The organism is Anaerotruncus sp. AF02-27 (assembly GCF_003465835.1).
GTDB classification, from domain to species: Bacteria; Bacillota; Clostridia; order Oscillospirales; family Ruminococcaceae; genus Anaerotruncus; species Anaerotruncus rubiinfantis.
In genome coordinates this window covers 307,455-332,444 of the sequence record NZ_QSBX01000001.1, presented here as the reverse complement: position 1 = coordinate 332,444, position 24,990 = coordinate 307,455, and the positions used below count along the sequence as shown (strand labels likewise).

At 56.6% G+C, this 24,990-nt stretch carries 25 protein-coding genes and 1 tRNA gene; 9 read left to right on the top strand and 17 right to left on the bottom strand.

All coding sequences use genetic code 11. From position 1 onward, the window contains the following. Positions 1-12: 12 nt before the first annotated feature. Positions 13-843, bottom strand: a complete 831-nt coding sequence (locus DWV16_RS01730) for a zinc finger domain-containing protein (protein ID WP_118477661.1) — start codon at positions 841-843, stop codon at positions 13-15. Positions 844-1,004: 161 nt separating this feature from the next. Between DWV16_RS01730 and DWV16_RS01725 the strand changes: the two genes are divergently transcribed. Then, entirely contained in the window at positions 1,005-2,072 is a 1,068-nt protein-coding gene (locus DWV16_RS01725) for a glycosyltransferase (RefSeq protein WP_118477660.1), read from the top strand. Between the two features lie 50 nt (positions 2,073-2,122). On the opposite strand, the gene DWV16_RS01720 is transcribed toward DWV16_RS01725, so the two are convergent. Genes DWV16_RS01720 through DWV16_RS01700 form a run of 5 tightly spaced genes read right to left on the bottom strand, consistent with a single transcriptional unit; the run spans position 2,123 to position 7,519 of the window. Beyond that, the gene (locus DWV16_RS01720) at positions 2,123-2,974 is read right to left on the bottom strand and encodes an ATP-binding cassette domain-containing protein (RefSeq protein ID WP_243007251.1); all 852 of its coding nucleotides are present in this window, start codon (positions 2,972-2,974) and stop codon (positions 2,123-2,125) included. Further along, on the bottom strand, positions 2,967-4,004 hold the full coding sequence (locus tag DWV16_RS01715) for an ABC transporter ATP-binding protein (RefSeq protein WP_066456942.1): 1,038 nt from the start codon (positions 4,002-4,004) through the stop codon (positions 2,967-2,969). Before DWV16_RS01715 ends, DWV16_RS01720 begins: the two co-directional genes overlap by 8 nt. A gap of 27 nt (positions 4,005-4,031) precedes the next feature. Next, positions 4,032-5,618: an ABC transporter substrate-binding protein gene (locus DWV16_RS01710; RefSeq protein ID WP_118477658.1), complete on the bottom strand. Its 1,587-nt coding sequence runs from the start codon at positions 5,616-5,618 to the stop codon at positions 4,032-4,034. Positions 5,619-5,642: 24 nt separating this feature from the next. Next, a complete protein-coding gene (locus tag DWV16_RS01705; protein WP_118477657.1) occupies positions 5,643-6,539 on the bottom strand; it encodes an ABC transporter permease in 897 nt (298 codons plus the stop codon). Beyond that, positions 6,536-7,519 (bottom strand): ABC transporter permease, encoded by a 984-nt coding sequence (locus tag DWV16_RS01700; protein ID WP_066456953.1) that lies wholly within the window; start codon positions 7,517-7,519, stop codon positions 6,536-6,538. Before DWV16_RS01700 ends, DWV16_RS01705 begins: the two co-directional genes overlap by 4 nt. A 441-nt stretch (positions 7,520-7,960) precedes the next feature. On the opposite strand from DWV16_RS01700, the gene DWV16_RS01695 reads away from it, so the two are divergent. Continuing rightward, positions 7,961-9,352 carry an MATE family efflux transporter gene (locus tag DWV16_RS01695; protein ID WP_118477682.1) on the top strand — a complete coding sequence of 464 codons (1,392 nt, stop codon included), beginning with the start codon at positions 7,961-7,963 and terminating at the stop codon, positions 9,350-9,352. Positions 9,353-9,393: 41 nt separating this feature from the next. On the opposite strand, the gene DWV16_RS19470 is transcribed toward DWV16_RS01695, so the two are convergent. From DWV16_RS19470 to DWV16_RS01675, 4 genes are all read right to left on the bottom strand, one after another. Next, entirely contained in the window at positions 9,394-9,828 is a 435-nt protein-coding gene (locus DWV16_RS19470) for a hypothetical protein (protein WP_118477656.1), read from the bottom strand. Between the two features lie 104 nt (positions 9,829-9,932). Beyond that, positions 9,933-11,249: a cation:proton antiporter gene (locus DWV16_RS01685; RefSeq protein ID WP_118477655.1), complete on the bottom strand. Its 1,317-nt coding sequence runs from the start codon at positions 11,247-11,249 to the stop codon at positions 9,933-9,935. A 223-nt stretch (positions 11,250-11,472) separates the two neighbouring features. Then, positions 11,473-11,733 (bottom strand): sporulation transcriptional regulator SpoIIID, encoded by a 261-nt coding sequence (spoIIID, locus tag DWV16_RS01680; RefSeq protein ID WP_066456960.1) that lies wholly within the window; start codon positions 11,731-11,733, stop codon positions 11,473-11,475. Between the two features lie 114 nt (positions 11,734-11,847). Beyond that, complete coding sequence (locus tag DWV16_RS01675; protein ID WP_066456962.1) at positions 11,848-12,618, bottom strand: IclR family transcriptional regulator; 771 nt, start codon at positions 12,616-12,618, stop codon at positions 11,848-11,850. A 258-nt stretch (positions 12,619-12,876) separates the two neighbouring features. Here DWV16_RS01675 and DWV16_RS01670 point away from each other — a divergent pair, with 258 nt between their 5' ends. Together DWV16_RS01670 and DWV16_RS01665 are read left to right on the top strand one after the other, a co-directional pair. Further along, positions 12,877-13,845 carry a bifunctional 4-hydroxy-2-oxoglutarate aldolase/2-dehydro-3-deoxy-phosphogluconate aldolase gene (locus DWV16_RS01670; protein ID WP_066456965.1) on the top strand — a complete coding sequence of 323 codons (969 nt, stop codon included), beginning with the start codon at positions 12,877-12,879 and terminating at the stop codon, positions 13,843-13,845. A gap of 41 nt (positions 13,846-13,886) precedes the next feature. Next, on the top strand, positions 13,887-14,909 hold the full coding sequence (locus tag DWV16_RS01665; protein WP_066456975.1) for a sugar kinase: 1,023 nt from the start codon (positions 13,887-13,889) through the stop codon (positions 14,907-14,909). Positions 14,910-15,393: 484 nt separating this feature from the next. Here DWV16_RS01665 and DWV16_RS01655 read toward each other — a convergent pair whose 3' ends face one another. The 4 genes from DWV16_RS01655 to DWV16_RS01640 form a co-directional block, all read right to left on the bottom strand. Further along, positions 15,394-15,720: a branched-chain amino acid transporter permease gene (locus DWV16_RS01655; protein ID WP_118477654.1), complete on the bottom strand. Its 327-nt coding sequence runs from the start codon at positions 15,718-15,720 to the stop codon at positions 15,394-15,396. Then, entirely contained in the window at positions 15,717-16,427 is a 711-nt protein-coding gene (locus DWV16_RS01650) for an AzlC family ABC transporter permease (RefSeq protein WP_199719750.1), read from the bottom strand. Before DWV16_RS01650 ends, DWV16_RS01655 begins: the two co-directional genes overlap by 4 nt. Before the next feature lie 169 nt (positions 16,428-16,596). Then, complete coding sequence (locus DWV16_RS01645) at positions 16,597-17,277, bottom strand: response regulator (protein ID WP_066456987.1); 681 nt, start codon at positions 17,275-17,277, stop codon at positions 16,597-16,599. A gap of 5 nt (positions 17,278-17,282) precedes the next feature. After that, positions 17,283-18,692, bottom strand: a complete 1,410-nt coding sequence (locus DWV16_RS01640; protein ID WP_066456989.1) for a DUF4118 domain-containing protein — start codon at positions 18,690-18,692, stop codon at positions 17,283-17,285. A 359-nt stretch (positions 18,693-19,051) separates the two neighbouring features. On the opposite strand from DWV16_RS01640, the gene thrC reads away from it, so the two are divergent. The 3 genes from thrC to DWV16_RS01625 all read left to right on the top strand — a co-directional run bounded on the left by thrC (position 19,052) and on the right by DWV16_RS01625 (position 21,980). Then, entirely contained in the window at positions 19,052-20,545 is a 1,494-nt protein-coding gene (gene thrC / locus DWV16_RS01635; protein ID WP_118477653.1) for a threonine synthase, read from the top strand. Between the two features lie 48 nt (positions 20,546-20,593). Then, positions 20,594-21,814 carry a cofactor-independent phosphoglycerate mutase gene (locus DWV16_RS01630; RefSeq protein ID WP_066456993.1) on the top strand — a complete coding sequence of 407 codons (1,221 nt, stop codon included), beginning with the start codon at positions 20,594-20,596 and terminating at the stop codon, positions 21,812-21,814. A 79-nt stretch (positions 21,815-21,893) separates the two neighbouring features. Continuing rightward, positions 21,894-21,980 (top strand) — tRNA-Leu (locus tag DWV16_RS01625). 88 nt (positions 21,981-22,068) lie between these two features. Here the strand turns inward: DWV16_RS01625 and xerC are convergent. From xerC to DWV16_RS01610, 3 genes are all read right to left on the bottom strand, one after another. Then, positions 22,069-23,259 carry a tyrosine recombinase XerC gene (xerC, locus tag DWV16_RS01620; protein ID WP_118477652.1) on the bottom strand — a complete coding sequence of 397 codons (1,191 nt, stop codon included), beginning with the start codon at positions 23,257-23,259 and terminating at the stop codon, positions 22,069-22,071. Positions 23,260-23,435: 176 nt separating this feature from the next. Then, positions 23,436-23,675 carry a hypothetical protein gene (locus DWV16_RS01615; RefSeq protein ID WP_118477651.1) on the bottom strand — a complete coding sequence of 80 codons (240 nt, stop codon included), beginning with the start codon at positions 23,673-23,675 and terminating at the stop codon, positions 23,436-23,438. 79 nt (positions 23,676-23,754) lie between these two features. Further along, positions 23,755-24,141, bottom strand: a complete 387-nt coding sequence (locus tag DWV16_RS01610; RefSeq protein WP_158572754.1) for a helix-turn-helix domain-containing protein — start codon at positions 24,139-24,141, stop codon at positions 23,755-23,757. A gap of 155 nt (positions 24,142-24,296) precedes the next feature. On the opposite strand from DWV16_RS01610, the gene DWV16_RS01605 reads away from it, so the two are divergent. Continuing rightward, positions 24,297-24,524: a helix-turn-helix transcriptional regulator gene (locus DWV16_RS01605; protein WP_118477649.1), complete on the top strand. Its 228-nt coding sequence runs from the start codon at positions 24,297-24,299 to the stop codon at positions 24,522-24,524. Further along, on the top strand, positions 24,521-24,958 hold the full coding sequence (locus DWV16_RS01600; protein WP_118477648.1) for a cysteine-rich VLP protein: 438 nt from the start codon (positions 24,521-24,523) through the stop codon (positions 24,956-24,958). Before DWV16_RS01605 ends, DWV16_RS01600 begins: the two co-directional genes overlap by 4 nt. Positions 24,959-24,990 lie beyond the last annotated feature (32 nt).

The following is a 24,990-nucleotide window of genomic DNA, read 5'->3' as shown; positions in this document are numbered from 1 at the left end:
GCTTTTCGTTTATCATTTTTGTACCGGCTGGCATTTGGGGCAGAAATAGACGTTTCCGCCGAGAAATGCTTTGCGCACGACCGGCGCGCCGCAGACTGGGCAGAACCCCGGATAATTTTTGGCGGACATTTTCGTATGATAGCAGCCCGGTTCACCAAACAGGCCGCGTTCGGTGTCGCGGCCGCCTGCTTCGGTCATCTCGCGCAGCACCTGCCGCACGCAGGAAAATAACCGGTCGCGGTCGGTTCTATCGAGCGCGCCGACATGGCTTTGCGGGTTGAGCCGCGCCGCGAACAGGATATCCTGTAAAACCCCGTTCCCAAGGCCCGGAATGCGCTGTTCGGCCGCGAGCAGCGCTTTGACGCTGAGGGTTGGCTTGGCCGCCTGCCAGATGCCCGCGAAGTAATCCGCGTCAAACGCTGCGGTGAGCGGGGAGGGTTTTTCCTTTGCGGCGAGATAATAAGGATTGTCGTTTTCCCCTTCGCGAAAAGCCCACAGGCCGCCGTACATCGAAACGGTGCCGTAAAAACCAAAGCCGTCTGAAAATTCGACCAGCAGCTGATGTTTGGCCGGACGGCGCTCACCGGGAGAAAGCATTCGCAGGTTGACCCCGTCGCCAAAGAGCAGCCGCATCTGCTCCAGGGCAAGCTCCACCTGTCCGGCCAGTGAAACCGTGCTGGTGACGGATCTGCCTTCGAGCAGGGCGGGATAATCCGCCGGGTCGCCGTTAAAAAAAGCGAACCGGTGCGGCGAGGCGCTCGCCCAAACCCTGACGATGGTTTTGCCGGTAAAGGTCTGTGCGAGCTGCTTTGCCAGACGGCGGCTCTCCGGAATTTCAAGCATGGTTCCCACCTCCATGAAAAATATATCACCATTTACCTGACAACAGCCTGTCATATTTCCCATGGTAGGGGAAAGCCGGAAGCTTGTCAAGGCACTTTCCCATGGAGCGCCGCATAAAATGGCCAGGGAAAGATTGCCTTTGAAGGAGATATGGATTTTTTATGATAACCATCAGCCTATGTATGATCGTAAAGAATGAGGAGGCGGTGCTTGGGCGGTGCCTGGAAAGCGTCGGGACGGCGGCAGATGAGATAATCGTCGTGGATACCGGCAGCACCGACCGGACCAGGGAGATTGCCAAAGCGCATGGCGCACGGATCTACGACTTCGAATGGATCGACGATTTTGCCGCGGCGCGCAATTTCGCCTTTGAGAAGGCGGGCATGCAGTACTGCATGTGGCTTGATGCGGACGATTTGCTTCTCCCTGGTGACCGCGACGCGCTGCTTCGCCTCAAGCAAACCCTTGACCCTGCGGTGGATGTGGTGATGCTGCGTTACAATACCGCTTTTGGCCAGGACGGGGAACCGACCTTTTCCTATTACCGGGAACGGATTTTGAAAAATCATGCGGACTTTCGTTGGGAAGGCGCGGTGCATGAGGCGATCGCTCCGCGCGGCAGGGTCGAATACGCTGAAATCGCGGTGACCCATAAAAAAGAGCGCGCGGGTGATCCGCTGCGCAACCTGCGCATCTACGAATCGATGCTTGCCAGGGGAAGATCGCTCGTCCCGCGTGAACGGTTCTACTACGCACGGGAGCTTTACTATAACGCCCGGTATGACGACGCGGTGCGGGAGCTGGAAGCCTTCCTCAGGCAGCCGGAGGGCTGGATCGAAAACCAGCTGGAGGCCTGCCGGTGTATCGCATGGTGCAAAAGCGCTCTGGGGGACGCGGACGGCGCGCTGCGGGCGCTGCTTGGCGCAATGGCTTACGCCGCGCCGCGCGCCGAACTCTGCTGCGAAATCGGCCGGTGCTTTTTCGAGCGGGGGGATTATCCCACAGCCGTCTTTTGGTATGAGCTCGCGCTCACGCGGGAACGGGACGACCGCACGGGCGGCTTTGTCAGCCCCGACTGTTACGGATACCTGCCGTGTATCCAGCTCTGCATCTGTTATGACCGTCTCGGGGACCGGGAAAAGGCAAAGGCGTATAACGAACGCGCTGGAAGCTATAAGCCGGATGACCCTTCGGTTCTTTATAACCGCGCCTACTTTGCAAAAAACTGAACCGCGCCATCAGAAAAAGAGGCCGCTGCTTTTTGCAGCGGCCTCTTTTTCTATTGCAGCACAAAATGTCCCGGCGAAATTTCCCGCAGGCCGCCGCCGTCCGGCGGCTGGCGGTCCGGCAGCGGCTTTATCGCGGAGCATCCGCAGGCGGACGCCGCGAGCAGCGCCATGGTGTAAGGGTGGCGCGGGTTGCCGCAGAGTTCGGCCGCGGGAGCCGCTTCGACCAGCCTTCCGTGCCAAAGTACGCCGATGCGGTCGCAGAGATGCCGCACCATCGAAAGGTCGTGCGAGATGAAAAGGCAGGCGAGTTTTCGTCTCCGGCGCAGTTCCATGAGCAGGTTTGCGATCTGCGCGGCCGCGGAAACATCGAGCGAGGCGACCGGCTCATCCGCCACGAGCAGCAGCGGATCGCAGGCCAAGGCCCGCGCGATGCAGACCCGTTGCTGCTGTCCTCCGGAAAGCTCGCCAGGATAGCGGGCAAGAAATCCCTCATCCAGCCCCACCTGCATGAGCAGGCCCGAAACCCGCGCGCGCAAGGCCGCGCCGGACGCGGCCTTTGCAATGCGCAGCGGTTCCGCAACGATCTCGAATACAGGCATGCGCGGATTCATTGCGGCGGCAGGGTCCTGGAAGATCATTCCGGCGGCCTGCCGCAGCCTTTTTTGGTCCGCGGCTGAGACCACAGGATGCCCCTGAAAGAGAAGCTCTCCCGCGTCTGGGCGGCGAAGCCCGAGAAAACACCGCCCAAGGGTGGATTTGCCCGCGCCGGATTCCCCCACAAGCCCGAAAACCTCGCCCGGCACAATCGCAAGAGAAACGTCGTCGAGCGCGCGGATTTTCCCGCCGCGCCCAAGCGGAAAGTCCTGGGTCAGCCCCCGGGCTTCCAGGATCGGCTCACTCACCCGCTTCACCCCCCGTGACTCCCGCATGGCAATGCAGCCGTATCGGAGCCGAAATTTCTGGCGCGCGCGGATCGCAAAGCCAGCTCGCCGCGTAATGTTCGCCGCCAAGGTGGAAAAGCGGGGGCTCCTCCTCGTAGTCGATCGCGAGCGCGTAGGGATTGCGCGGCGCGAAGGGGTCCCCCCTGGGCGGCTCGCGCAGATCAGGTGGCGCGCCGGGGATGCAGCGCAGCTGACCGCAGTTTTTTGCGAAGGCGGGTAGCGCGGACATCAGTCCCCAGGTGTAGGGATGGCGCGGATCTCCGAAAACTTCGGCCGCCGTACCGGTTTCCACCACCCGGCCCGCGTACATGACCGCTGTCCGATGGGCGAGCCGCGCCGCGGCCAAAAGGTCGTGGGTCACGAGCAGGATGGCCGCGCCGGTCTCCTTTTGCAGGGTTTTCAGGAGGGAAAGGATCTGCGCCTGCACGGTCGCGTCAAGCGCGGTGGTCGGTTCGTCCGCAAGCAGCAGCCGCGGCCTGCAGCAGAGGGCCATTGCGATGACCGCCCGCTGCCGCTGCCCGCCCGAGAGCTGATGCGGATACTGGCGCAGGCGCTCCCGCGGCGCATCAATCCCGGCCATCCGAAGCAGGCTTTCGGCGCGTTCGGCCGCCGCCTTGCGGCTTATGCGCTCATGCAGGCGGATGGTTTCGCAAATCTGCATTCCGATGGTGCGGGTCGGGTCCAGGCTGGTCGCGGGGTCCTGCAGAATCATCGCAATCTGGCCGCCGCGCAGCCCGCGCATCTCTTTTGCAGCAAGCGCGAGCAGATCCCGCCCGTCAAAACGGATGCTTCCGCCGGTGATGTGTCCCTTTGCGGGCAAAATACGCAGGATGCTTTTGCAGAGGGCGGATTTGCCCGCGCCGGATTCGCCCACAACGGCGAGCGTTTCTCCCGCCGCAAGGCGCAGCGAAACGCCCCGCACCGCATGGATGGGGGACGAATCGGTTTCAAATTCGATTTGCAGATCTTCGATTTCGAGCAGGGCGGACATCTCAAAACCCCTTTCGCCAGGCTGGTTTCATTTTTCAAAAATCCAGCTTGCCACATTCCAGAAGATGCCCACCCCGTGATGGCCGAGCACTGTGTCCGGCGTGATCCCCTGAAGGCGGCTGTCGCAGGCGTAAATTGCGTCGACATAAGCGATGAAGGTGTAGGCGGGGTCGGCCGCCAGCACTTCCTGGAATTCGTTGTAGAACGCTTTGCGCTTTGCATCGTCGTCTGTTTCACGCGCCTCGGTCAGCAGCCGGTCAACTTCGCCGTTGGAATAGGCGCTGAAGTTGGAACCTTTTTGAGTGCCGAACACCTTGTAGGTGTGGTCGTCCGGATCGAACGGGCTGCCCCATCCGATGAGATAGGCCTCCTGGTTCGCCCAGTCGGTCTGGGCGTTCACCGCCACGGTTACATCCGCTCCGATCTCCCGCAGCTGTTGCGCGCAGATCTTCGCCATATCGATGCGCACCTGGTCGCCTTCGCCGCAGTTGATTGCAAAGGCGAGGCGGATGCCGTTCTTTTCATAGATCCCGTCCGCGCCGGTTTCCCAGCCCGCTTGTTCGAGCTGTTCCTTTGCTTTTGTGGGATTGTAATCGTATTTTTCAATGCCCGGATTCAGATACGGACCGGCCTGCAGCGGCGAATAGGCGATCTGCCCGTAGCCCATGAGGACGCTGTCGATGATCGGCTGGCGGTCAATGGCGTAGCTGAGCGCGGCGGGCAGTTCCCGGTGATCCCGGAAAAGCGGGTTTGCGAAATTATAGAGGATGCCGCGGTAGTCGGCGGTTTTCATATCGTAGACGGTGAATTGATCATTGCCGTCGAATTGGGCCTTGTCATGCGGGACGATCTGCGCGAGGTCAAGCTCGCCGGACAGTAGTTGGAGCGCCCGGGCCTTGGTGTCCGGCACGATCTTAAAAATGATGGTGTCAATCTGCGGCTGCCCGCCGAAGTAATCCGGATTCTTTTCGAGCGTGATGCTCTGTCCCATGTCCCATGCGGTGAGCTTGTAGGGCCCGGTGCCGACCGGCGCCTGGTTGAACGGGTCGGTGATAAGGTCCCTGCCTTCGAGCAGGTGGGCCGGCAGGATGCCGATGGTCAGATAATCGAGCATCGCGACGTTCGGCGCTGTGAGCGAGATCTTTACCGTCCGGTCATCCGGCGTTTCGATCGAAGCGATTTCCTCATAGTTCGAGGCGATCTCCGAGGCATTCTGCGGGTCCATAATCGCTTCCAGAGTAAACTTTACATCGGCGGAGGTGAGCGGCTCGCCGTCGTGCCATTTGACCCCATCGCGCAGATGGAAAGTGTAGGTGCTGGAACTTTCGTCATAGTCCCAGCTTTCGGCCAGCGCGGGCACAATCTGATTATCCTGGCCGTGCGCGGTGAGCCCGGAGAAGAGAAGCAGGTTGATTTCACCGTGTTCATAGAGCGCGGGATTGATGGCGGTATAGTCGCCGCTGCCGTAGAGGAGGGTGGATGGCGCGGGCGCAGAAGCACCGGGATTTGAGGCCGCGGGGGCGGCGGAGCTGCCGGAAGCGGCCGGTGCGCAGCAGCCGCTCAGGATGAGCAGGCAGCCAAGGAGCAGGGCGAGCGGTTTATAGAGACGTTTCATTGAAGCGTACTTCCTTTCAAAATGTCAGTCGGGGGTGAGGTTGCTGCATCCGCGGCCCATTTCGCGGCGGATATGGTTGCCAAGGTCGGTGATGCAGACGAGCGTAACCACGAGGAAGATACCGGGGATCAGGATGAGCCACCACTGGTTCGAGAGAAGCGCCTGATCCGCCTGGGAGAGAAGGCTGCCCCACGAAACCGCTTCAGGTGGCAGGCCGATACCGAGAAACGACAGGGTTGATTCGGTGCCAATGGCGGAACCGATGGCGGTGACCGCCATGAACATGATCGACGGGATGAAATTTGGAACGAGATGCCGCCGCAGGACATGCCAGAAGCTGCCGTTCATGGCGCGCGCCGCGAGGATGTAGTCGCTCTGCGAGAGCTGGCGCACTTCGCTGCGCACCACCTTGGCCATATTCATCCAGCTGGTCGCGCCGATGACACAGGCGATCCGGACGGGGTTTGCCTGGCCCGCAATCGCCTGCAGAAAAATGACCAGCAGGATGGACGGCACGCTCAGCAGCAGTTCACAGGCCCGCATAAGCAGCGCGTCAAGTTTTTCGCCCGCAAGGCCGCTCACGCTTCCGTAGACGACTGCCAGTCCGGTTGCGATGGCGGCGGCCAGCAGCCCTACCGTCAGCGAAACCCGGCCTCCGTGCCAGATCATCGCGAACAGGTCGCGTCCGAGCAGGTCGGTGCCAAAGGGGAAGCCGGCGCAGGGCGCATGTCCCGCGTTCACAAGGTCAAGGTAGCCCGGGTCACCCGCGCGAAGCAGATCCGCAAAGACACAGCCGGACAGGATAAACCCGAGAAGCACTGCCGAAAGCCATGGGAAGCTTTTTTTGCGCGTGGGAGCGGCGGAAACCAAAACGGGCTGGCGCCATCCGGCGCCTACCACACGGAAAAGATCGTCCCTCATGCGTCAGCGTCCCCTTCCCGCACCATGCGCGCGTCGATCCGCTCGCTGAGCGCCTGCGCAAGCATCCCGGACGCGATCACCACCGCGCCGGTCATGAGGCTCAGGAGCATCAAAAGGTTATAGTCGTGATATTTTGCGCTTTCAAAGCAGAGGGTGCCAAGGCCCGGATAGGAAAAGACCTTTTCGACCACATAGGTCCCGCCCAGAATATGCGGCACCGAAACCGCCATGATGCTGAAGAGCGACGGCAGGATACCCCGCAGGCAGTGCGCCCAGACAATCCGCCGGTTGGTGAGCCCGCGCGCTTTGCAGAGCAGAACATAGCTTTTGCGCGCCTCGTCGAGCAGTTTGTTGCGCACCAGATAGGCGTAGTACCACAGATGCCCGAGTACCATGACGACAAGCGGCAGCACAAGATGCCGCAGCCGGCTGAAAAGATCATCCGGCTGTCCCATTGCGTAAGCGCCGCTCGAGGGCAGCAGCCTGAGGTTTACGCTGAAGATGAGAATCAGCACCAGCGCGATCCAAAAGGACGGGATGCAGCCGGTGATGGTTCCCACCTTGCAGATGATCCGGTCGGCAAGGGAATCCTCCCGCAGGCAGCAGAACACGCCGAGCGGCACCGCCAGCGCGAAGGTCAGCAGATAGGAGAGCCCGCCCAACAGCAGCGTGTTCGGCAGAAAACCCGCGATGACCGGCGCTGCCGGCTGCTTATATTTGAGCGAGATGCCGAACTCCCCATGCAGCGCGGCCGAAAGCCAACGTCCATACTGAACAGGCAGCGGCGCGTCGAGCCCCAGCCGTGTCCGGGCCGCGACCTGCTCGGAGAGGCTCATCCGCTCGACGCTCTCGCCGTAAAAGCTCTTGAGCGGGTCGCCGGGCGCGAGCCGGGAAAGAAAGAAGGTGAAGGCCGAAAGCGCCAGCAGCGCGAACAAAAAAACGGCAAGCCGCCTGCAAAGACGAAAAATGGTGCGGCGCATCGAGGGCCCCTCCTTTCCTGTGTGTTTTTGCGCATAAAAAAACACGGAAACTTCCGCGCGTCCATTCACGGACGCGCATGAAATCTTCGTGATTCCAAATATTCCAATATAGTACAGTCATGGTCGTGCGGATGGGAAAAACGAAAGCGGCAGGCATCCGATGCACAGGGACGCGCTTCTGCGCGTTTGCGGCACGCCTTCCTGGCCTGCCGCAGCCGGCCTTTTCAAAGGGATGGCCGCCGGTTTTTAGTATACCGGGCACGGACGGATTTGTCAACCGCGGGATGCAGCCAGGCAGGTTGCCCAAACCTTTTGGCGGACACAGTTTGTTTACAAATTTCGGTTGCTGTTGCGGTGCTGATTGTGTATAATAACTATTTAATGCAATGAAGAAAGTACTGCAAAACGCAGAAGGAGGTTTTATCCTTGGCCAGAAAGGATATGGACGCGCGCTTTGCCCATGAGAGCATCCCAAAACTGATTTTGTCGCTCTCCGCTCCGGCAATCGCCGCGCAGCTCATCAACGCACTCTATAATATGGTCGACCGCATGTACATCAGCCGCATGCCGGGCGACGGCACCATCGCCCTCACCGGCGTGGGCGTCACTTTCCCAATCATCATTATCGTTTCCGCGTTCGCGGCGCTCATCGGGTTCGGCGGCGCGCCGCTCGCATCGATCAAGATGGGGGAAGGCAACAAGGACAAGGCGGAGGAGATGATGGGCAACTGCTTTTTCATGCTTTGCCTGGCTGCGGTCGTGCTTACAGGCGTACTGCTGGTCGTCAAGGACCCGCTGCTCATCCTGTTCGGCGCAAGCCCCGACACGCTGCCGTATGCTTCCAGCTATCTGGGCATTTACCTGATCGGCACCATCAGCGTGCAGATCGCGCTCGGTATGAACCAGTTCATCTCGGCGCAGGGTTTCGCAAACACCTCGATGGCAACCGTCTGTATCGGTGCGGCGCTCAACATCATCCTCGACCCGATCTTCATCTTTGTGTTCGGCATGGGTGTGCGCGGCGCGGCGCTCGCCACGATTCTGTCGCAGACCGTTTCGGCGATCTGGGTCATCCGGTTCATCACCTCGAAACGTTCAAACCTGCGCCTTAAGAAAAAATATCTGCGTATCAACCCGCAGATCGCGGGGAGTGCGATCGCGCTGGGGATGTCGCCGTTTATCATGCAGAGTACCGAAAGCCTCATCCAGATTGCCTTCAACAAGTCGCTCGCCGCATACGGCGGCGACCTCTATGTGGGCGCGATGGTCATCATGAGCAGTATCATGCAGTTTTTCATGATGCCGGTGCAGGGCTTTGCACAGGGTACTCAGCCGATCATCAGCTATAACTACGGATCGGGCGATCATGAACGGGTCAAATCCGCCATCAAGTTTATGACCATCTTCTGCGTGGGATTTTCGGTTGTGCTTTGGACAGTCTGCATTTTTTTCCCGCAGTGGCCGATTGCGATTTTCACAGGCGAACCCGAACTCGCCGCGCTGACCGCATCCTGTATGCGGATCTTCTTCCTCGGCATGCTGATTTTCGGGTTCCAGCTCGCTTTCCAGCAGGTGTTCATCGCGCTTGGACAGGCAAAGGTTTCGATCTTTATCGCAGTGCTTCGCAAGCTGATTCTGCTTATACCGCTTGTGCTGCTGCTGCCGCAGTTTATTGAACCGAAGACCCTCGGCGTCATCATCGCAGAGCCGGTTTCGGACATTCTGGCCGCCTGTACCTGTATCGTGCTGTTCATCGCCAAATACCATCAGCTTTTGAACCACGGTCCCGCGCCCGAAGGCCCAAGAGAGCCGCAGGGCCCTGAACTGCCATAAAAAACCGCATAAAAAGAGGACCGCGAAGCGGTCCTCTTTTCTTATGGCGTGGCTTTGATCAGGGCAGTCCATGCGGACATGCGTTTTCGGCCCTGAAAGGAAACGCCTATATTCTCGTAGGTGGACTCATCGAGCTGCCGGAGCGTTTCGGTACCGCTGAAGATGCCGTCGTCCGAAACATAACTGGAAACAATGCACTCTCCGACGATCTCAAAAGTCCCGCGCAGGGTTCCGAGCGCGGGATTCACCGATTCCCACGCCAGGGTTCCCGCGCGTCCGGTTTCGCGGATGATGTAATCGTTTGTGAAGCGTACCGGCTTCGGAAAAGCCACCTCCAGGTAGCCGCCGAGCGTCCAGCCGTCTTCGTCCCGCCGGACCTGTACCTTCCCGGCCAGCGGGAATGCCGTCCCGTTTTCGTCATAGTAGGTACCGGTCGCGCTCCAGTGAAGCGGCCGGAAAAAATAGGTGTGTTCCATCGATGGCCTCCTTCCTTTTTACCATTCTATCATCTCAGGTGAGGCCTGTCCACGCGGGAAGTTCGGTAAAAAATGCCGCTAGGGGTTACCCGGCGGCATTTTTTCTAAGCTTGTTTCGGAGGCTGGGTGTCAATCTGTTTTTCCCGGCCTTTTTCGATGAGGTTGTGGTGAATGTTGAGCATCGTCTGGGAGGCCAGATCGAAGTCCTTGACTTCCTCATACTGATCGACCAGCGGGCTCGCAACCAGATCGCCGTAGGCGTCGGATTCCTTGCGATAGACAAGCTTCAGAAGGATCGGGGTAATCACGGTGGTCGCAACCACCATGATGATGACCGGGCCGAAGAATGCCTCCTTCATCATGCCGGAGGCAATCCCCTTCGACGCGACAATCAAGGCGACCTCTCCGCGGGAGATCATGCCTACGCCGATGCGCACGCAGTCATCTCTGCTGTAATGACAGAGCTTCGCGCCGAAACCGCAGCCCAGCACTTTGGTGAGCACGGCGATCGCCATCAGCAGCACCGAGAAAAGAACAATCGAACCGGACATCTGAGGCAGTACGACCTTGGTGCCGATGCTTGCGAAGAATACCGGCGAAAGCAGCATATAGGAAACGGTTTCAAATTTCGAGGCGATAAAGGTGACGCGGGTGGTGTTGGAAAGGATGAGCCCCGCGATATACGCGCCGGTGATATCCGCCACGCCGAAGACCGCCTCCGCGACATACGCGAAGAAAAGGCAGAAAGCGAACGAGATGATGACATAGCGGCGTTTGTCTCCGTAGGGATTGGTAGTCCACTTCTGGACGAGCTTGTGAAACAGGACGCCTGCCACAAGGCTCGCCGCAAAGAAGAGCAAAATCTTCAGACAGACAACGCCCAGGTTAATCGATTTGTCCGCCACGCTGGTGATAAGCGTGAGCGCGACGATGCCGAGGATATCATCGATGAGAGCCGCGCCGAGGATAGCGTTGCCCGAACGGGTGGAGAGCTTGCCCATCTCCTTGAGCGTTTCGACCGAGATGCTCACTGAGGTGGCGGTCAGGATGACGCCGATGAACAGGTTCTGCAAAAAGGCGTCGGGCCCGGCGTTGAAGAAATGTGCGAGCAGAAAGCCTCCGGCGAGCGGCACAAGCACACCGCACAGGGCGATGACAAAGGACGCCTTGCCGGATTTTTTGAGCTCGCGGATATCGGTTTCCAGACCGGCGGTGAACATCAGCACGATTACGCCGATTTCCGCCACCTGATCGAGAAACTCCGTTTCATGCAGGACCCCGAGAAAGGCGGGTCCAAGGATGAGTCCGGCGATGAGCGCCCCGACTACCTGGGGCATCGAAAACCGTTTGGTTAAAAGGCCAAGCAGCTTGGTGGACACCAGGATGAGTCCGATGTCAAATAAGAAGTGATAGGACTCCACAAAAATTACCTCCTTTTAGAAATGTCTTTTCCTTTTCATTTTCCAACTGAAAAGTATAGACTCATTTCTTTCAGGAAGCAAGAGGTGATTTGTTAAAATATACAAATAAAAGCGCGATTATTTTGTGAAATAATACATTGAATCCTGCATTTTCTGCAAGAAAATGTAAAAAATAGATCCAGGGAAGCGCTAAAAAGGACGGACGCCGCAGCGTCCGTTCCGGTTAAACGCGCGATTTGATCCGCGCGTATTTTTCCTTCGTGGCGATTCCGCCGCGGATATGACGTTCCGATTTGTTGCGCTCCAACACTTCCTTGACCTCGGCGTAGATCATGGGATTGATCTTTTTCAGCCGGTCGGTTACATCCTTGTGTACCGTGGATTTGCTGATATGGAATTCTTTTGCGGTGGCGCGGACCGTGGTGTTATTGTCAATGATATAATGCGCGAATGTGATGGCGCGTTCTTCCGGCAATCCTTTCAAGATGAAGCCTCCCCTGCATTTGTGTCTGCTTCATCTATATGCAGGCGTCCGGCTGTTCAGAACGCAGAGAATCAAGTTGCGCGCGGCTTTTGAAAGCCGCGCGCGGATCACTTTTTAAAATTTATAGCCAAGCTCGGTGGAAATTGCCGTCCGGGTCGCCAGGATTTCGGCGGAAAGCTCCTCAACCCGCGCGTCGGTCATCCGGGCGAGCGGAGCCGAGATGCTCAGCGCGGCCCGCCCGCGGCCGGTGTAGTCGAGGATCGCGGCGCCGATGCAGCGCACGCCGAGCTCGTTTTCCTCGTTGTCAAGCGCGTAGCCGCAGCGCCGGATGGTGTCGAGCTCCCGGAAGAGCGAACCCAAATCCACAATGGTGTGTTCGGTGTAGGGCTTCACGTCGCTCTTCTCCCAGATGCGGATGACCTCGTCGTCGGTCATGGTGGCCATGATGCTTTTGCCCACCGCGGTACAGTACATCGGGCGGCGCATGCCGATACGGGAGAACATGCGGATGGAGGACTGCTTGCTTTCCGCCTTGTGGATATAGACGATGTCGGCGCCCTCGCGCACCACGAGGTGGATGGCTTCCTGGGTGTGATTCCTGAGCTGCTCGATGTGGGGTTTGGCGATTTCGAGCACATCGATGTTGTCCACAACCCGGCCGGACAGCTCAAACAGTTTGAGCGTCAGCCGGTAACGGTTTGAGCTTTCGTCCTTGCGCACATAGCCGAGCGAGATGAGCGCGGAAAGCAGGCGGTGGACCGTGCTTTTATGCAAACCGGACGCGGTGGAGAGCTCCATGAGGAGCATGCCGTCCGGATTGAGGGAGAGCCGTTCGATGAGATCGAAGGCGCGGTCGAGGGATTGCACCGGGCTTTGATTTTCCATGGCGGTCCTTTCTGCCTGCGGGAAGGGGATCAATCCGAGGCGGTTTCATAATGTGGTACTCAGTTTCATGGTTTATCTTTAATTGTATCCATAACGCAAAAAAAAGCAAGGTTTTTTGGCGAAATTTTTAGCAGGAATTTTTTAAAAAACCCTTGCATTGCGGGACAGAATCGGTATAATAAAAGTATCGACCGCAATGCGGAACTGAGTTTCGTATTGTGAAACTAGCGACGTAATGATTTTATGAGGTGAAGAGTAATGAACGAAATCCTGAAGAAGCTTTCCCAGATCGGTATCGTTCCTGTCATCAAGATCGACGATGTCGAAAAAGCGGTTCCGCTTGCCAAAGCCCTCAAAGAGGGCGGCCTGCCCTGCGCCGAGGTCACTTTCCGCACCGCGCAGGGTGAGGAAGCAATCCGCCGCATCGCGAAGGAAGTCCCGGACGTCCTCGTCGGCGCCGGCACCGTCCTAACCACCGAGCAGGTTGATCGCGCGATCGCCGCCGGTGCGAAATTCATCGTTTCCCCGGGCCTCAACCCGAAGGTTGTCGCCTACTGCATCGAGAAGGGCATCCCGGTAACCCCCGGCTGCGCCAATCCTTCCGATATTGAAGCCGCCATCGAGCTCGGCCTTGACGTGGTCAAGTTCTTCCCGGCGGAGCAGGCGGGCGGCCTTGCCTACATCAAGGCGATTTCCGCCCCGTATCCGAACCTCAAGTTCATGCCGACCGGCGGTGTCAACGAGAAAAATCTCGGCGACTACCTCGGTTTTGAAAAGATCCTCTGCTGCGGCGGCAGCTGGATGGTTAAGGCCGACCTCATCAACGACGGAAAATTCGATGAGATCACCCGCCTCGCCAAACAGGCTGTCCATGTGATGCTCGGCTTTGAGCTGGCTCATATCGGCATCAACGCCGCCAACGAAGCGGAAGCGGTTGAGACCGCCAAACTTTTTGAGGCAATGTTTGGCTTTGCCGCCAAGGTTGGCAACTCCTCGGTATTTGCTGACAAATATGTCGAGGTCATGAAGACCCCATATCTCGGCAAAAACGGCCACATCGCAATTGCGACCAACCATATCTCCCGCGCTGTCGCCTATCTCGAAAGCCGCGGCTTTGCGTTCGATGAGAGCACCGCGAAGAAGGATGCGAAGGGCAACCTTGCCGCTATCTACTTCAAGAACGAAATCGCGGGCTTTGCGGTTCACCTTGTCCAGAAGAAGAAATAAGCAGATTGCAAGAGCAAGAATGATCATAGGAGGATTACAAAATGGGTAAAATTATTACATTTGGTGAAATCATGCTCCGGCTGGCTCCGGAAGGCTACTATAGATTCGTTCAGGCGCAGACCCTCGGCGCAACCTACGGCGGCGGCGAAGCAAACGTCGCGGTTTCTCTGGCAAACTTCGGCCTCGATGTGGCGTTTGTCACAAAGCTTCCGAAGCACGAGATTGGACAGGCGGCTGTCAACAAGCTGCGCGAGTTCGGCGTCGACACCTCGAAGATTGTCCGCGGCGGCAACCGTGTCGGCATCTACTTCCTTGAAAAGGGCGCTTCCCAGCGTCCGTCCAAAGTCGTCTACGACCGCGCCGGTTCCGCGATTGCGACCGCGTCCAAGGAGGACTTCAACTGGGATCAGATCTTTGAAGGCGTCGAGTGGTTCCACTTCACCGGCATCACCCCGGCGCTGGGTCAGAATGTCGCCGACATCTGCCTGGATGCCTGCAAAGCCGCGAAAGCGAAAGGCATCACCATCTCCTGCGACCTCAACTACCGCAAGAACCTCTGGACCCGCGAGCAGGCCGGCAAAACCATGGCCGAGCTGGTCAAATTCGTGGATGTCTGCATCGCGAACGAAGAGGATGCCAAAGACGTTTTCGGCATTGAAGCTGCCAACACCGATATCTATGGCGGCAAACTGAACCATGAAGGCTACAAGGACGTCGCTAAGAAGCTGGCTGATACCTTCGGTTTCCAGAAGGTCGCCATCACCCTGCGCACCTCCATCTCGGCCAGCGAGAACAACTGGGCCGGTATGCTGTTTGACGGCAAGGACTACTACTTCTCCAAAGAATACAACATGAAGATCGTCGACCGCGTCGGCGGCGGCGACAGCTTCGGCGCAGGCCTCATCTACAGCTGCCTGCAGGGCTTCGATTCCCAGAAGACCATCGAGTTCGCGGTTGCGGCTTCCTGCCTGAAGCACACGATCGAAGGCGACCTGAACATGGTTTCGGTCGACGAGGTTGCGAAGCTGGCTGGCGGCGACGGTTCCGGCCGTGTTCAGAGATAATTACCGTTTACCCTTCACCATTTTCTTATAACCCACTTTAAACCAATGGGAGCCGCTGCGTGGCCAAGCACGCGGCGGCTCCCATTGAATATTCCAGGCATTTGCTTCAGACAAAAAGTATGGCCGTCCCTTGGGGACGGCCATCTATAGAAAGCTTTACTTTTGGTCCCGCCGGTCAATCTCCGCCCAGACGAGGTATCCGCCCCCCCCCCCACAATGAGGCTAAGGGCGCTCAAGACGAGCAGCGGGGTTCCCACATATTCCAGTCCTGCCGCAAACAGGGCCGCATTCCAGGAGGAGACGCCCGACATAAAGATTGCCGCTGCAAGATATCGTGTCGAAAACAGGATTGCCGCAATCAGACAGAAAACAGAACCTGTCCCTCCCCATAACATGCCCCTTTCGTTTTAGCCAGCGCGTCCATTCACTCCCCACCGACTGGAGCCCCGGAAAGATCCGCCAAGTTGACGCGCAGGCCGGATCATCAAAATACCAGCTGCACAAGCAGCATATAACAGATCGTGCCGCCCGCGATCGAAAGCAGCATCTGCCTTTTCCACAGGTGCAATACGACCACTGCCGTGATGGAAATCAGCTCGGGCAGCCCATGGCTGCCTGTGAGGAAGCTGACATTTTTCAGGCAGTAGACCACCAGCATTCCAAAGATAGCGGAGGGCAGTGCTTTGCCGAGGTACTGCACATATTTGGGGGTGGGATGCTTAGGCGAGAAGATCAGGAACGGCAGAAAACGGGTCGCCATCGTCCCCAGCACGCAGAGCGCGACCGTTATGATTTCCTGTGTCAGCGTCACAACAGACCCCCCGCCTTTTCAACCGGCTTGCGCAGAACCGTTAGAAAGCACAGGATGCAGGCCATGGTTGGCAGCATGAAGGAGTCTGCCCCGAACAGCAATAGGCAGGCCGCCGAGGCCAGCACGCCGACCAGCGCGGTGTAGTGCTTTTTTTCTTTGAGCCACTGCTCCAGGAATATGACCACGAACATTGAGGTCATGACAAAATCCAGCCCTTCGGTGTTGAAGGTGATGAGCGAACCCAACAGGCCGCCGATTGTGGAACCAGAAAACCAGTAAAACTGGTTGAGCAGCGTGACAAAAAACATAAACCAGCCCTTGTCCACATCTTCGGGAATCTCGGCCGAATAGTTGATGGAAAAGCTCTCGTCGCACATTCCGAAGATCAGATAGGGTTTTTTCCAGCCGGTTCCCTTGAACTTTTCCAGCATGGAAATTCCGTAAAACAGGTGCCGTGCCTGGATCATCAGGGCCATGATCAGCGTCTGTACCGGCGCGAAGGGACTGAGCAGCATCGCCACCGCCACAAATTCCAGCGACCCGCCGAAAATCGTCAGGCTCATCAGCATGGGATACCAGAAGCTGAAGCCGGATACGTTCATATAGATCCCATAGGTCATCCCCAAAAACCAAAAGCCCGCAAAAATCGGTATGGTATAGGGAAACGCCGCTTTCAAAGCCTTTTTCATGACAGTTTTGTTCTGCATCGGATGGATTCTTCTCCCTCGAAAGTTTCCCCGCCGCGCGAGCGTGGGACCCGCTTTCAAAATTCAACATGTACTATATCATAGCACAGCATTTTTGCGCAGGCAAGCGTCAATTTAAACAGGAACCGCGCGAAAGCGGGATGGCTTTCGCGCGGTTCCTGTTTTGCCGCTATTCATCCACAAAGCGGTAACCCACCCCGACTTCGGTGAGGATATAGCGCGGGCGGGTGGTATCCTTTTCGATCTTGCGGCGGATGCCGGCCATAAAGACCCGCAGCGACTGGAAATCTTCGGTATATTCGTAGCCCCAGATTTCCTTGCTGATGAACCGGTGAGTAAGCACCTTGCCGCGGTTGCGGATCAGCAGGGTGAGCAGCCGGTATTCGATGGGGGTCAGATGGATTTCATTGCCTTCGACATAGACTTTGCGGCGTTCGAAATCGACCTTCAGGGTGTCGAGCACGAAGATTTCATCCTTTTCCGGCCGCGGGGCGTGCTTTCGCAGCGCCACCCGGATGCGTGCGAGCAGCTCGCCGACCGCGAACGGCTTGGTGACATAGTCGTCGGCGCCCATGTCGAGCGCGGCGACCTTTTCAGATTCCTGACCGCGCGCCGAGATCACGATGACCGGTACGCCGGAATGCTGACGGATCTGCTGAAGCACAGCGGTACCGTCGATGTCCGGGAGCCCCAGGTCAAGCAGGACGAGGCAGGGCGCGGCGGTATAGTAGGCGGAAAGCGCATCGAGCCCGGTGACAGCGGAGATGGATTCGTAACCATTCGTTTTAAGCAGTGCGGTGAGGACGTTCAGGATGCTCTTATCATCCTCGACAATGAGAATGGGGGACATTGTGTTCACTCCTTTGCGGCCGCCTGCAGCGGCAGGTCGAACTGGAAGGTGGCGCCGCCTTCGTTATTGTTGAACCCGCGGATTACACCGCCATGCGCCTCTACGATCGACTGGCAGATGGAGAGCCCCAGCCCAATCCCGCGGTGGGAATCCGACTGATCGGTCTGCGAGCCGACAAAACTTTCGAAGATGTGCCCGAGCAGTTCGGGCTTGATGCCGCCGCCGTTGTCACGCACTTCGAAACGGGCCTTGCCTTCCGGAAGGCGTGTGACCGAGACAAGGATTCTGCTGCCCTCCCGGGTGTGTTTGGCGGCGTTGTCCAAAAGGTTGGTCAGCACGCCGATGATGAGTTTTCCGTCCATCGGTACGAGCAGCACTTCGTCCGGCATGGTCATCTCGACGCTGCGCCCGCCGAGAAAATGTGAAATACGGTTATAGGCTTCGGTAAGTATGTCATCGACCACTTCGTTGTTTTTTTTGATGACCAGCTTTCCGTCCTGGATACGGGTCATGTTCAAAAGGTTCTCGACCAGGTTGTTGAGCCATCCGGCGTCGTTTACAATATCACCCAGGAAACCTAGGATGGTGCCCTTGTCGAGGCTGTCGAAACTGTTGATCATGAAGCTCGCGCTGCCGGCGATGCCGGTGAGCGGCGTGCGCAGGTCGTGGGAGATCGAACGCAGGAGGTTGCTGCGCAGCTTCTCCTTTTCGACCTCGAGCCGGGCGTGTTCCTTTTCGGTGGTGAGCAGTTCGCGTTCGAGTGCCAGCGCCATCTGGGAGATAATGGTGCCCACTGCCATCTGGCCCCGCGCGTCGAGCGATCCGCCGGAACAATCCACCTCCACCGTCCCAAAAACCCGCGCCCCACTTTTGATGGGAAGGTATTCACGTTTTTCCGGAAATTCGTGGTCGTTTTGCGGTTCGGGCTCGTCCAGATGGATGGTGCAGCGGTTGGGCAGCAGGCGGCGCATGCTTTCCTGGGTGTGGCGGACGATCTCCCCACGGGTGGAAAGGTTCAGATATCCGCTGCTGATTTCATAAAGGCACCGCGCCAGTTTTTCATTTTCGCTGGAAAGCCGCACCTCCCGCTGCAGCCGCAGAGTGAGGGTTCCCACAATGAGGCAGACCGCCAGAAAGATTGCGAAGGTGATCATATAATCCTTGTCGCTGACCCGGAGCGTATAAATGGGGTCGGTGAAGAGGAAATTACAGGTAAAGACGCCGAGCAGCGAGGCGACAAGCCCCCAGAGATATCCGCGCGTCAGGATAATGACCAGCACCACGCCGGTGAGATAGACCATCAGGATATTTTCCTGTTGGACTCCGAAATGGGAAAACAGACAGGAAATGAGGGTGGCGCCGGTCAAAATCAGAAACAGCTGCAACAGGCTGACCCAAATGGGCTGTTTTTTCAATCCATCACCTTCCTTATATATTGGACATCCCTATTATACTTGAAATTTGATGGAACGCACATTAAATTTATGTTAATACCTCCATGTGCATGGCTGTATGCGCGGAAAAGCCACTGCCAATGGCCGCGCCACGTTGGAGTGCCCCGCGCCGCGCGTGAAAATACCGGTCCGCGTCCAGTCTACCATATCGGGCGCTCCGCGGCAAGGCTGGGCATGCGACCGCGCGGCGGCTCTTTTCGGGGGGTGCCGCCGGGTGATTTTGCTTGTTTCGGACAGATAAATGTGGTATGATAAATTGGTCAAAAATGATAAATACAGTTGTGTGTTATCCGCGCACAACTTCTGAGGAGTTGGGAACCATGAATTACATCAGCACCAGGGACAGCGGCTATGCAGTCAGCTCCGCGCAGGCGATTGTCGCGGGGCTCGCGCCGGACGGCGGTCTGTTTTTGCCGGAAACGCTTCCCGAATATACGGCCGGGGAGCTTGAGACGCTCACCAAATCGGGTTATACCGCCCGTGCCACCAGCATCCTGAGCCGTTTTTTGCCGGACTTTACACGTGAGGAGCTTCACCAGTATGTCTGCCGCGCCTACGCGCCGGAAAAGTTCCCGCCCAAGGCGGTGGCGCCGGTGGTCCCGCTCGATGAAAACGCCAGCATCCTGGAACTTTTCCACGGCCCGACCTGCGCGTTCAAGGATTTCGCCCTGCAGCTTCTGCCTTTTTTGCTCACCGCGTCGCTTCAGAAGACCGGCGAGGATAAGACGGTTGTGATCCTGGTCGCAACCTCGGGTGATACCGGAAAGGCCGCGCTCGAAGGCTTTGCAGATGTGGAAGGCACAAAAATCTGCGTATTCTATCCGGACGGAGGCACCAGCAACATTCAGCGGCTGCAGATGACCACCCAGCAGGGCAATAATGTCATGGTGTTTGCGGCAAAGGGCAACTTTGACGATGCGCAAAACGGCGTCAAACGCATCTTCACCGACCAGGATTTTGCGTCCCTGCTCGCGGAAAAGGGCTTTGTGCTTTCCTCCGCCAATTCGATCAACTGGGGACGCCTCGTGCCGCAGGTTGCCTACTATTTTTCCGCCTACTGCGACCTGGTGAACGCGGGCCGCATCAAGCTCGGCGACAAGATCAACGTCGTCGTGCCGACCGGTAATTTTGGCAACATTCTGGCCGCCTATTTTGCGAAACACTGCGGATTGCCAGTTGGAAAGCTGATCTGTGCGTCAAACAAAAACAATGTGCTGACCGATTTCATCACGACCGGCACCTATGACCGCAATCGGGACTTTTATGTCACCAGCTCTCCATCGATGGATATTCTGATCTCTTCGAACCTGGAACGGCTTCTTTACCTGCTCTGCGACCGGGACGACGGGAAGCTGAAGGGTTACATGAACGAGCTTTCTGCCACCGGCAAATATACGGTGGACAAAACGATCCTCGAAAAACTTCAGTCAGAATTCGCGGCAGGCTGCGCGGATGACAAACAGACCGCCGAAACGATCGCTTCGGTCTATGAAAAAACCCATTACCTCTGCGACACCCATACCGCGGTTGCGGTGAAGGTCTATCAGGACTATGCCGCCAAAACCGGTGACACCACCCCGACGGTCATCGCTTCGACCGCCAGCCCCTTCAAGTTTGCGGGCAGCGTGCTTCCCGCGATCGGGAAGGCCCCGTCCGGCGGCGATTTCGAGCTTCTGAGGGAGCTGTCCGAGGCTACCGGCCTGCAGGCGCCCGCCGCGCTCGCGGGGCTGCGGGACCGGAAGGAGCGCTTTACCGATGTGGTTGAGCCCACGAAGATGAAGGACGCGGTCGCCGCCTGGCTCGGCGTGAAATAAGAAACTGCGCGGCAAAGGCCGCGCAGAAAAAAGGATGCGTGACAGAAGATGAAATATGTCGTGATGCTGGGCGACGGCATGGCCGACCGCCCAGTGCCGGAACTCGGGGGGAAGACCCCGTTGGAAGCTGCTGTGAAACCCAATATGGATTTTCTGGCGCAGCATGGGACGGTCGGGATGGTGAAGACCGTCCCGGAAGGGATGCCGCCCGGATCGGATACCGCGAACCTTTCGGTCATGGGCTACGATCCCAAGATTTACTACAGTGGCCGCAGTCCGCTCGAAGCGGTCAGCATGGGCATTCCTCTGGCAGCGGACGATGTGACCTTCCGCTGCAATCTCGTGACTCTTTCGGACGAAGAAAACTATGAGGACACGACCATGCTCGATTATTCGTCGGGGGAAATCAGCACCGCCGAATCGACAGAGCTGATCAATTTTTTGAATGAGCGCTTCAAATCCGAAACGATCAATCTCTATCCTGGTATCAGCTACCGGCATTGCCTGGTTTTAAAACATGCGGAAACAGGCAGCATCTGCACCCCTCCGCATGACATCTCTCTCAAGCCGGTGAAGGAATATCTTCCCCAGGGCCGGTATGGTCATCTGCTTTACGGCATGATGAAGCGTTCCCGCGAACTGCTCAAGGACCACCCGATCAACAAAGCACGTATCGCCGCCGGGAAAAATCCGGCGACGTCCTGCTGGTTCTGGGGCGAGGGAACCCGGCCAGCGCTTTCCTCCTTCGAAGAGAAGTTTGGCGTGAAAGGCGGGGTTATCTCCGCGGTTGACCTCATCAAGGGCATCGCCATCTGCGCGGGGCTCAAAAGCGTCGATGTAGAAGGCGCGACCGGTAATGTCGACACCAATTTTGCAGGGAAGGCACAGGCCGCGCTCGCCCTTTTGCATGATGGTTGTGATTTCGTCTATATTCATGTGGAAGCTCCGGATGAGTGCGGTCATCGGCATGAGGTGGAGAACAAGGTCAAATCGATCGAACTGATCGATCGGGACATCCTTGGACGGCTCATCCCGGCGCTGCAGAAAGAGGGGGAGGATTTTGCGGTTCTGCTTGCCCCGGATCATCCTACGCCGTTGGATATCCGTACTCATTCGAGCGATCCGGTACCTTTTGTACTTTACCGCAGCTATCGGGAATCGGTGCATACCACTCCGCGCTACACCGAAGCGCTGGCCGAAAAAACTGGTGTTTATATCCCGGAAGGCTGCCGTTTGATGGAAGCGCTCATTCAGGAAAAATACATCTAGAATTTTACAAAAACAGTTGACAAGCTATTTTCCCAATGATATAATAATCAAGCACGATTCGTTTGAGTCGTGCTGATATGCGGGTATGGCGGAATTGGCAGACGCGTTAGATTCAGGTTCTAATGGTCGCAAGGCTGTGCAGGTTCAAGTCCTGTTACCCGCACCACTTGTACAAAGTCTGCAAACTGGCTTATAATGCTGGTTTGTGGGCTTTTTCTTTGCCCTCGTAGCGGGCTGATTTCGGCATTTGGTGTTTATTTGGTGTTTACGGCCTGCTTTTTATGTAATTCGATGGTATCTGCGACCGCTTCAAGGGCTGCGGCCTGCGCCGCTGCGAAGCTGTGCGCGTAGATGTTCAGAGTCGTGGAGGTCTGCGCATGACCAAGGACAGCCGACACGGTCTTGACATCCGCGCCGCCGTTGATGAGCAGGGAGGCGTTCAGGTGCCTAAAGCTGTGGATATTGACCTTGCGCATTCCGGTGCGCTCGCAGAACCGGTCAAGCCAGTTTTTGGCGCTGCTGGGATAGATGGCAGTGCCATTCCACGAGACGAACAGCCGGTCAGTATCAACCCAGCGATCACCCAGCTGTAAGCGTTCCTCCGCCTGCGCCGCGCGAAACTGTCGGAGCAGGGACAGAACGGCGGCCGGAAGCTTCAAGCTGCGCCGGGAACCTTTTGTTTTTGGGGTGTCGGTGAATACGCCGCTCTTTACGGTGTAGTTGCTGGTGCGGTTGACAGTGATTACGCCGGTATCAAAGTTGATGTCTTTCCACTCGAATCCGAACAGCTCCCCGCGCCGAAAGCCGCCATATATGGCGAGCGTGAAGAATACCCGCCACTTTAACGGCTCGTTCTCCAACCGCTCCAAGAACAGCTCCGCCTCTTCCAGTGAATAGCAGTCCCGTTCGGTTTCTTCTGGTGCGGGCAGGGTCACGCATTGACAGGGGTTTTCTCTGACAATTCCTTGTGTGATGGCATAGGCGAAAACGCTTGAAATAAAGGAGAGGGTATTCTTGACGGTCTTAGGAGACAGCCTGCCGCCCGTGCGTAAATTAATCCCATCCTCACCGAGATTTATTATAAATTTCTGTATGGTGCGGGTGGTAATACTTCCCATCTTCAAATGCCCGATAGCAGCATAGACGCGCGGCTCGTATTGGTGGTATTGGTCGATGGTGCGACGCTTTAGCTTCGGTTCGGCGTATTCTTTGAACCACTGTTCCGCAAAGCTCTGAAATTTGATGTTTCCACACAGAATATGACCCGACCGGCATTCTTCCTCAAACAGCGTCGCCTGCCGGTTCAGCTCCTTCGCCTCCTGCTTTGCGGTCATGCCGGGGGCCGGTGTCCATGTCATAGTGCGCCGTACCTGCCGCCCGCTAGGGGTGTACCCACAGGAGGCACAGATGCGGTAACTGTCCCCGCGCTTCGTGATCGTCGCCATAATAAAAACACCTTTCCAAGCCCCCTTGCATGCGGGCCGGAAAGGCGGTATAATAAGCATGCAGAGGCTTTATAAATTTGGGGTTTATGGGCCTGCATCATCCGTTCTGTGGTTGTTACACAGGGCGGATTTTTTTATGCTTTAGCGGGCTATTCCCCATTTTCGGGGGATAGTCCTTATCCCGCATTCTCCAAGCGTTCAACACGGCGTTTCAGCGCTTCAAGCTCGCGCTCCAATTCCCACTGTTTTTCATGGTTGAGCTTGTATCCGTCGGTGAGAGCATCCAGCCGTTGAGTGACTTCACTTTCGATTTTGGTGTTGATGCGGGTCTCTGCGTCGTGGATATCTTCCTTTGTAGCCATTTTTCCCATCATGTCAATGATTGTTTGAAACTGTTCCAGTAATTCTTTGTCCACTACAATTCCTCCTGCTATCGTTTATTTTTAAACCCTATCCTTTACCCGGCTAATTCCTGTTCGCGGTAATACTCCATGCTCATTCCTGCCGTTCTTCCTTCTTTGTCAGAGCTTCAATTATTGCGATGGCGCGCATAACATCCTCTTTTGTGGCATTCTTCGCCAACGAGAAAAGCATCCGACCATCCTCGCGGCTTTTAAGATATTCCAAATATTCCTGGAGCTCGTTGTCCTCTGTGGAAGCTGAGGGCGGCACTTCGGATTCGGGCGATAGAATTGAATTGATGGAAACGCTATAAATATTACACAACTTGTTGAGCGTATCGCTATCTATGCGGTTTATACCACGCTCATAATTGCTGACGGCTTGATAAGAAATGCCCAACCGCTTTGCGGCATCTGACTGTGTAAAGCCTGCTGCAACCCGTGCGTTTTTTATTCTCTTGGCAATTTCTTCTTTTCCCATAAGAATACCCCCTGTGCCTGTATTATCGCATGCCATTGCTAATTTGTCAACGATTTATTTAGTTTTGCGTAATTTTTTTGCTTGACACTCAATGAAACATTTAGTATACTCAATACGGAAACTAAACAAATCATTGAGTTGTGGGAGGTGATATCTTGAAAAGAGCCTATGCCGTGAACAAAAGATTACGTAAAATGATCATTGAGAGCGATAAGAAACCAACAGCGATTGCCGATAAAGCAGGACTTCGCCGCGACGTTTTTTCTCGTGTTTTAAACTGCAAGCGCCCCATATACGCTGATGAAATTCCTTTTATTTGTAAGGCGCTGGGAGTTAGTCCATCCGATTTATTCAGCGAAGAACCAAAGGAGATAAAAACATGAAAGCCCACATTACAGGAATCTACATAAGCCCGGAGCCACGACTGACGCTCCCACAGATAGGGAGCAGTTCGAACAAACTGTTCACCGGCAGACAGGCGCAACAGGTTCACAGCATGGTGAAAAAGCAGTGTGCGAACTACATAGACGAATGGAATGAATGCGGTGTGACCGGCGACCTATGCGCACAGTTGCAAAGCAATCATTTGTGTTGTAATTATTTCCGGCGGGCAGTGCTTCCCGTTGATCCGGTGCTCGAGACAGAAATTATTGGCACGCCCGCAGAGAAAGATTTGATTAAAAAGTGTTCGGTCTGCGGAGAGAAATTTCGTGTCACTAGCAACCGGCAAAAATTCTGTAAAGATTGTGCCGAAACTCAAAGATTAAGAAGGAACGCCGCGAGACAAGCGAGATATAGAGAAAAAGTGACGCTTTAGAAACATAGCAATCCCGCATTCTAAGCCACTTT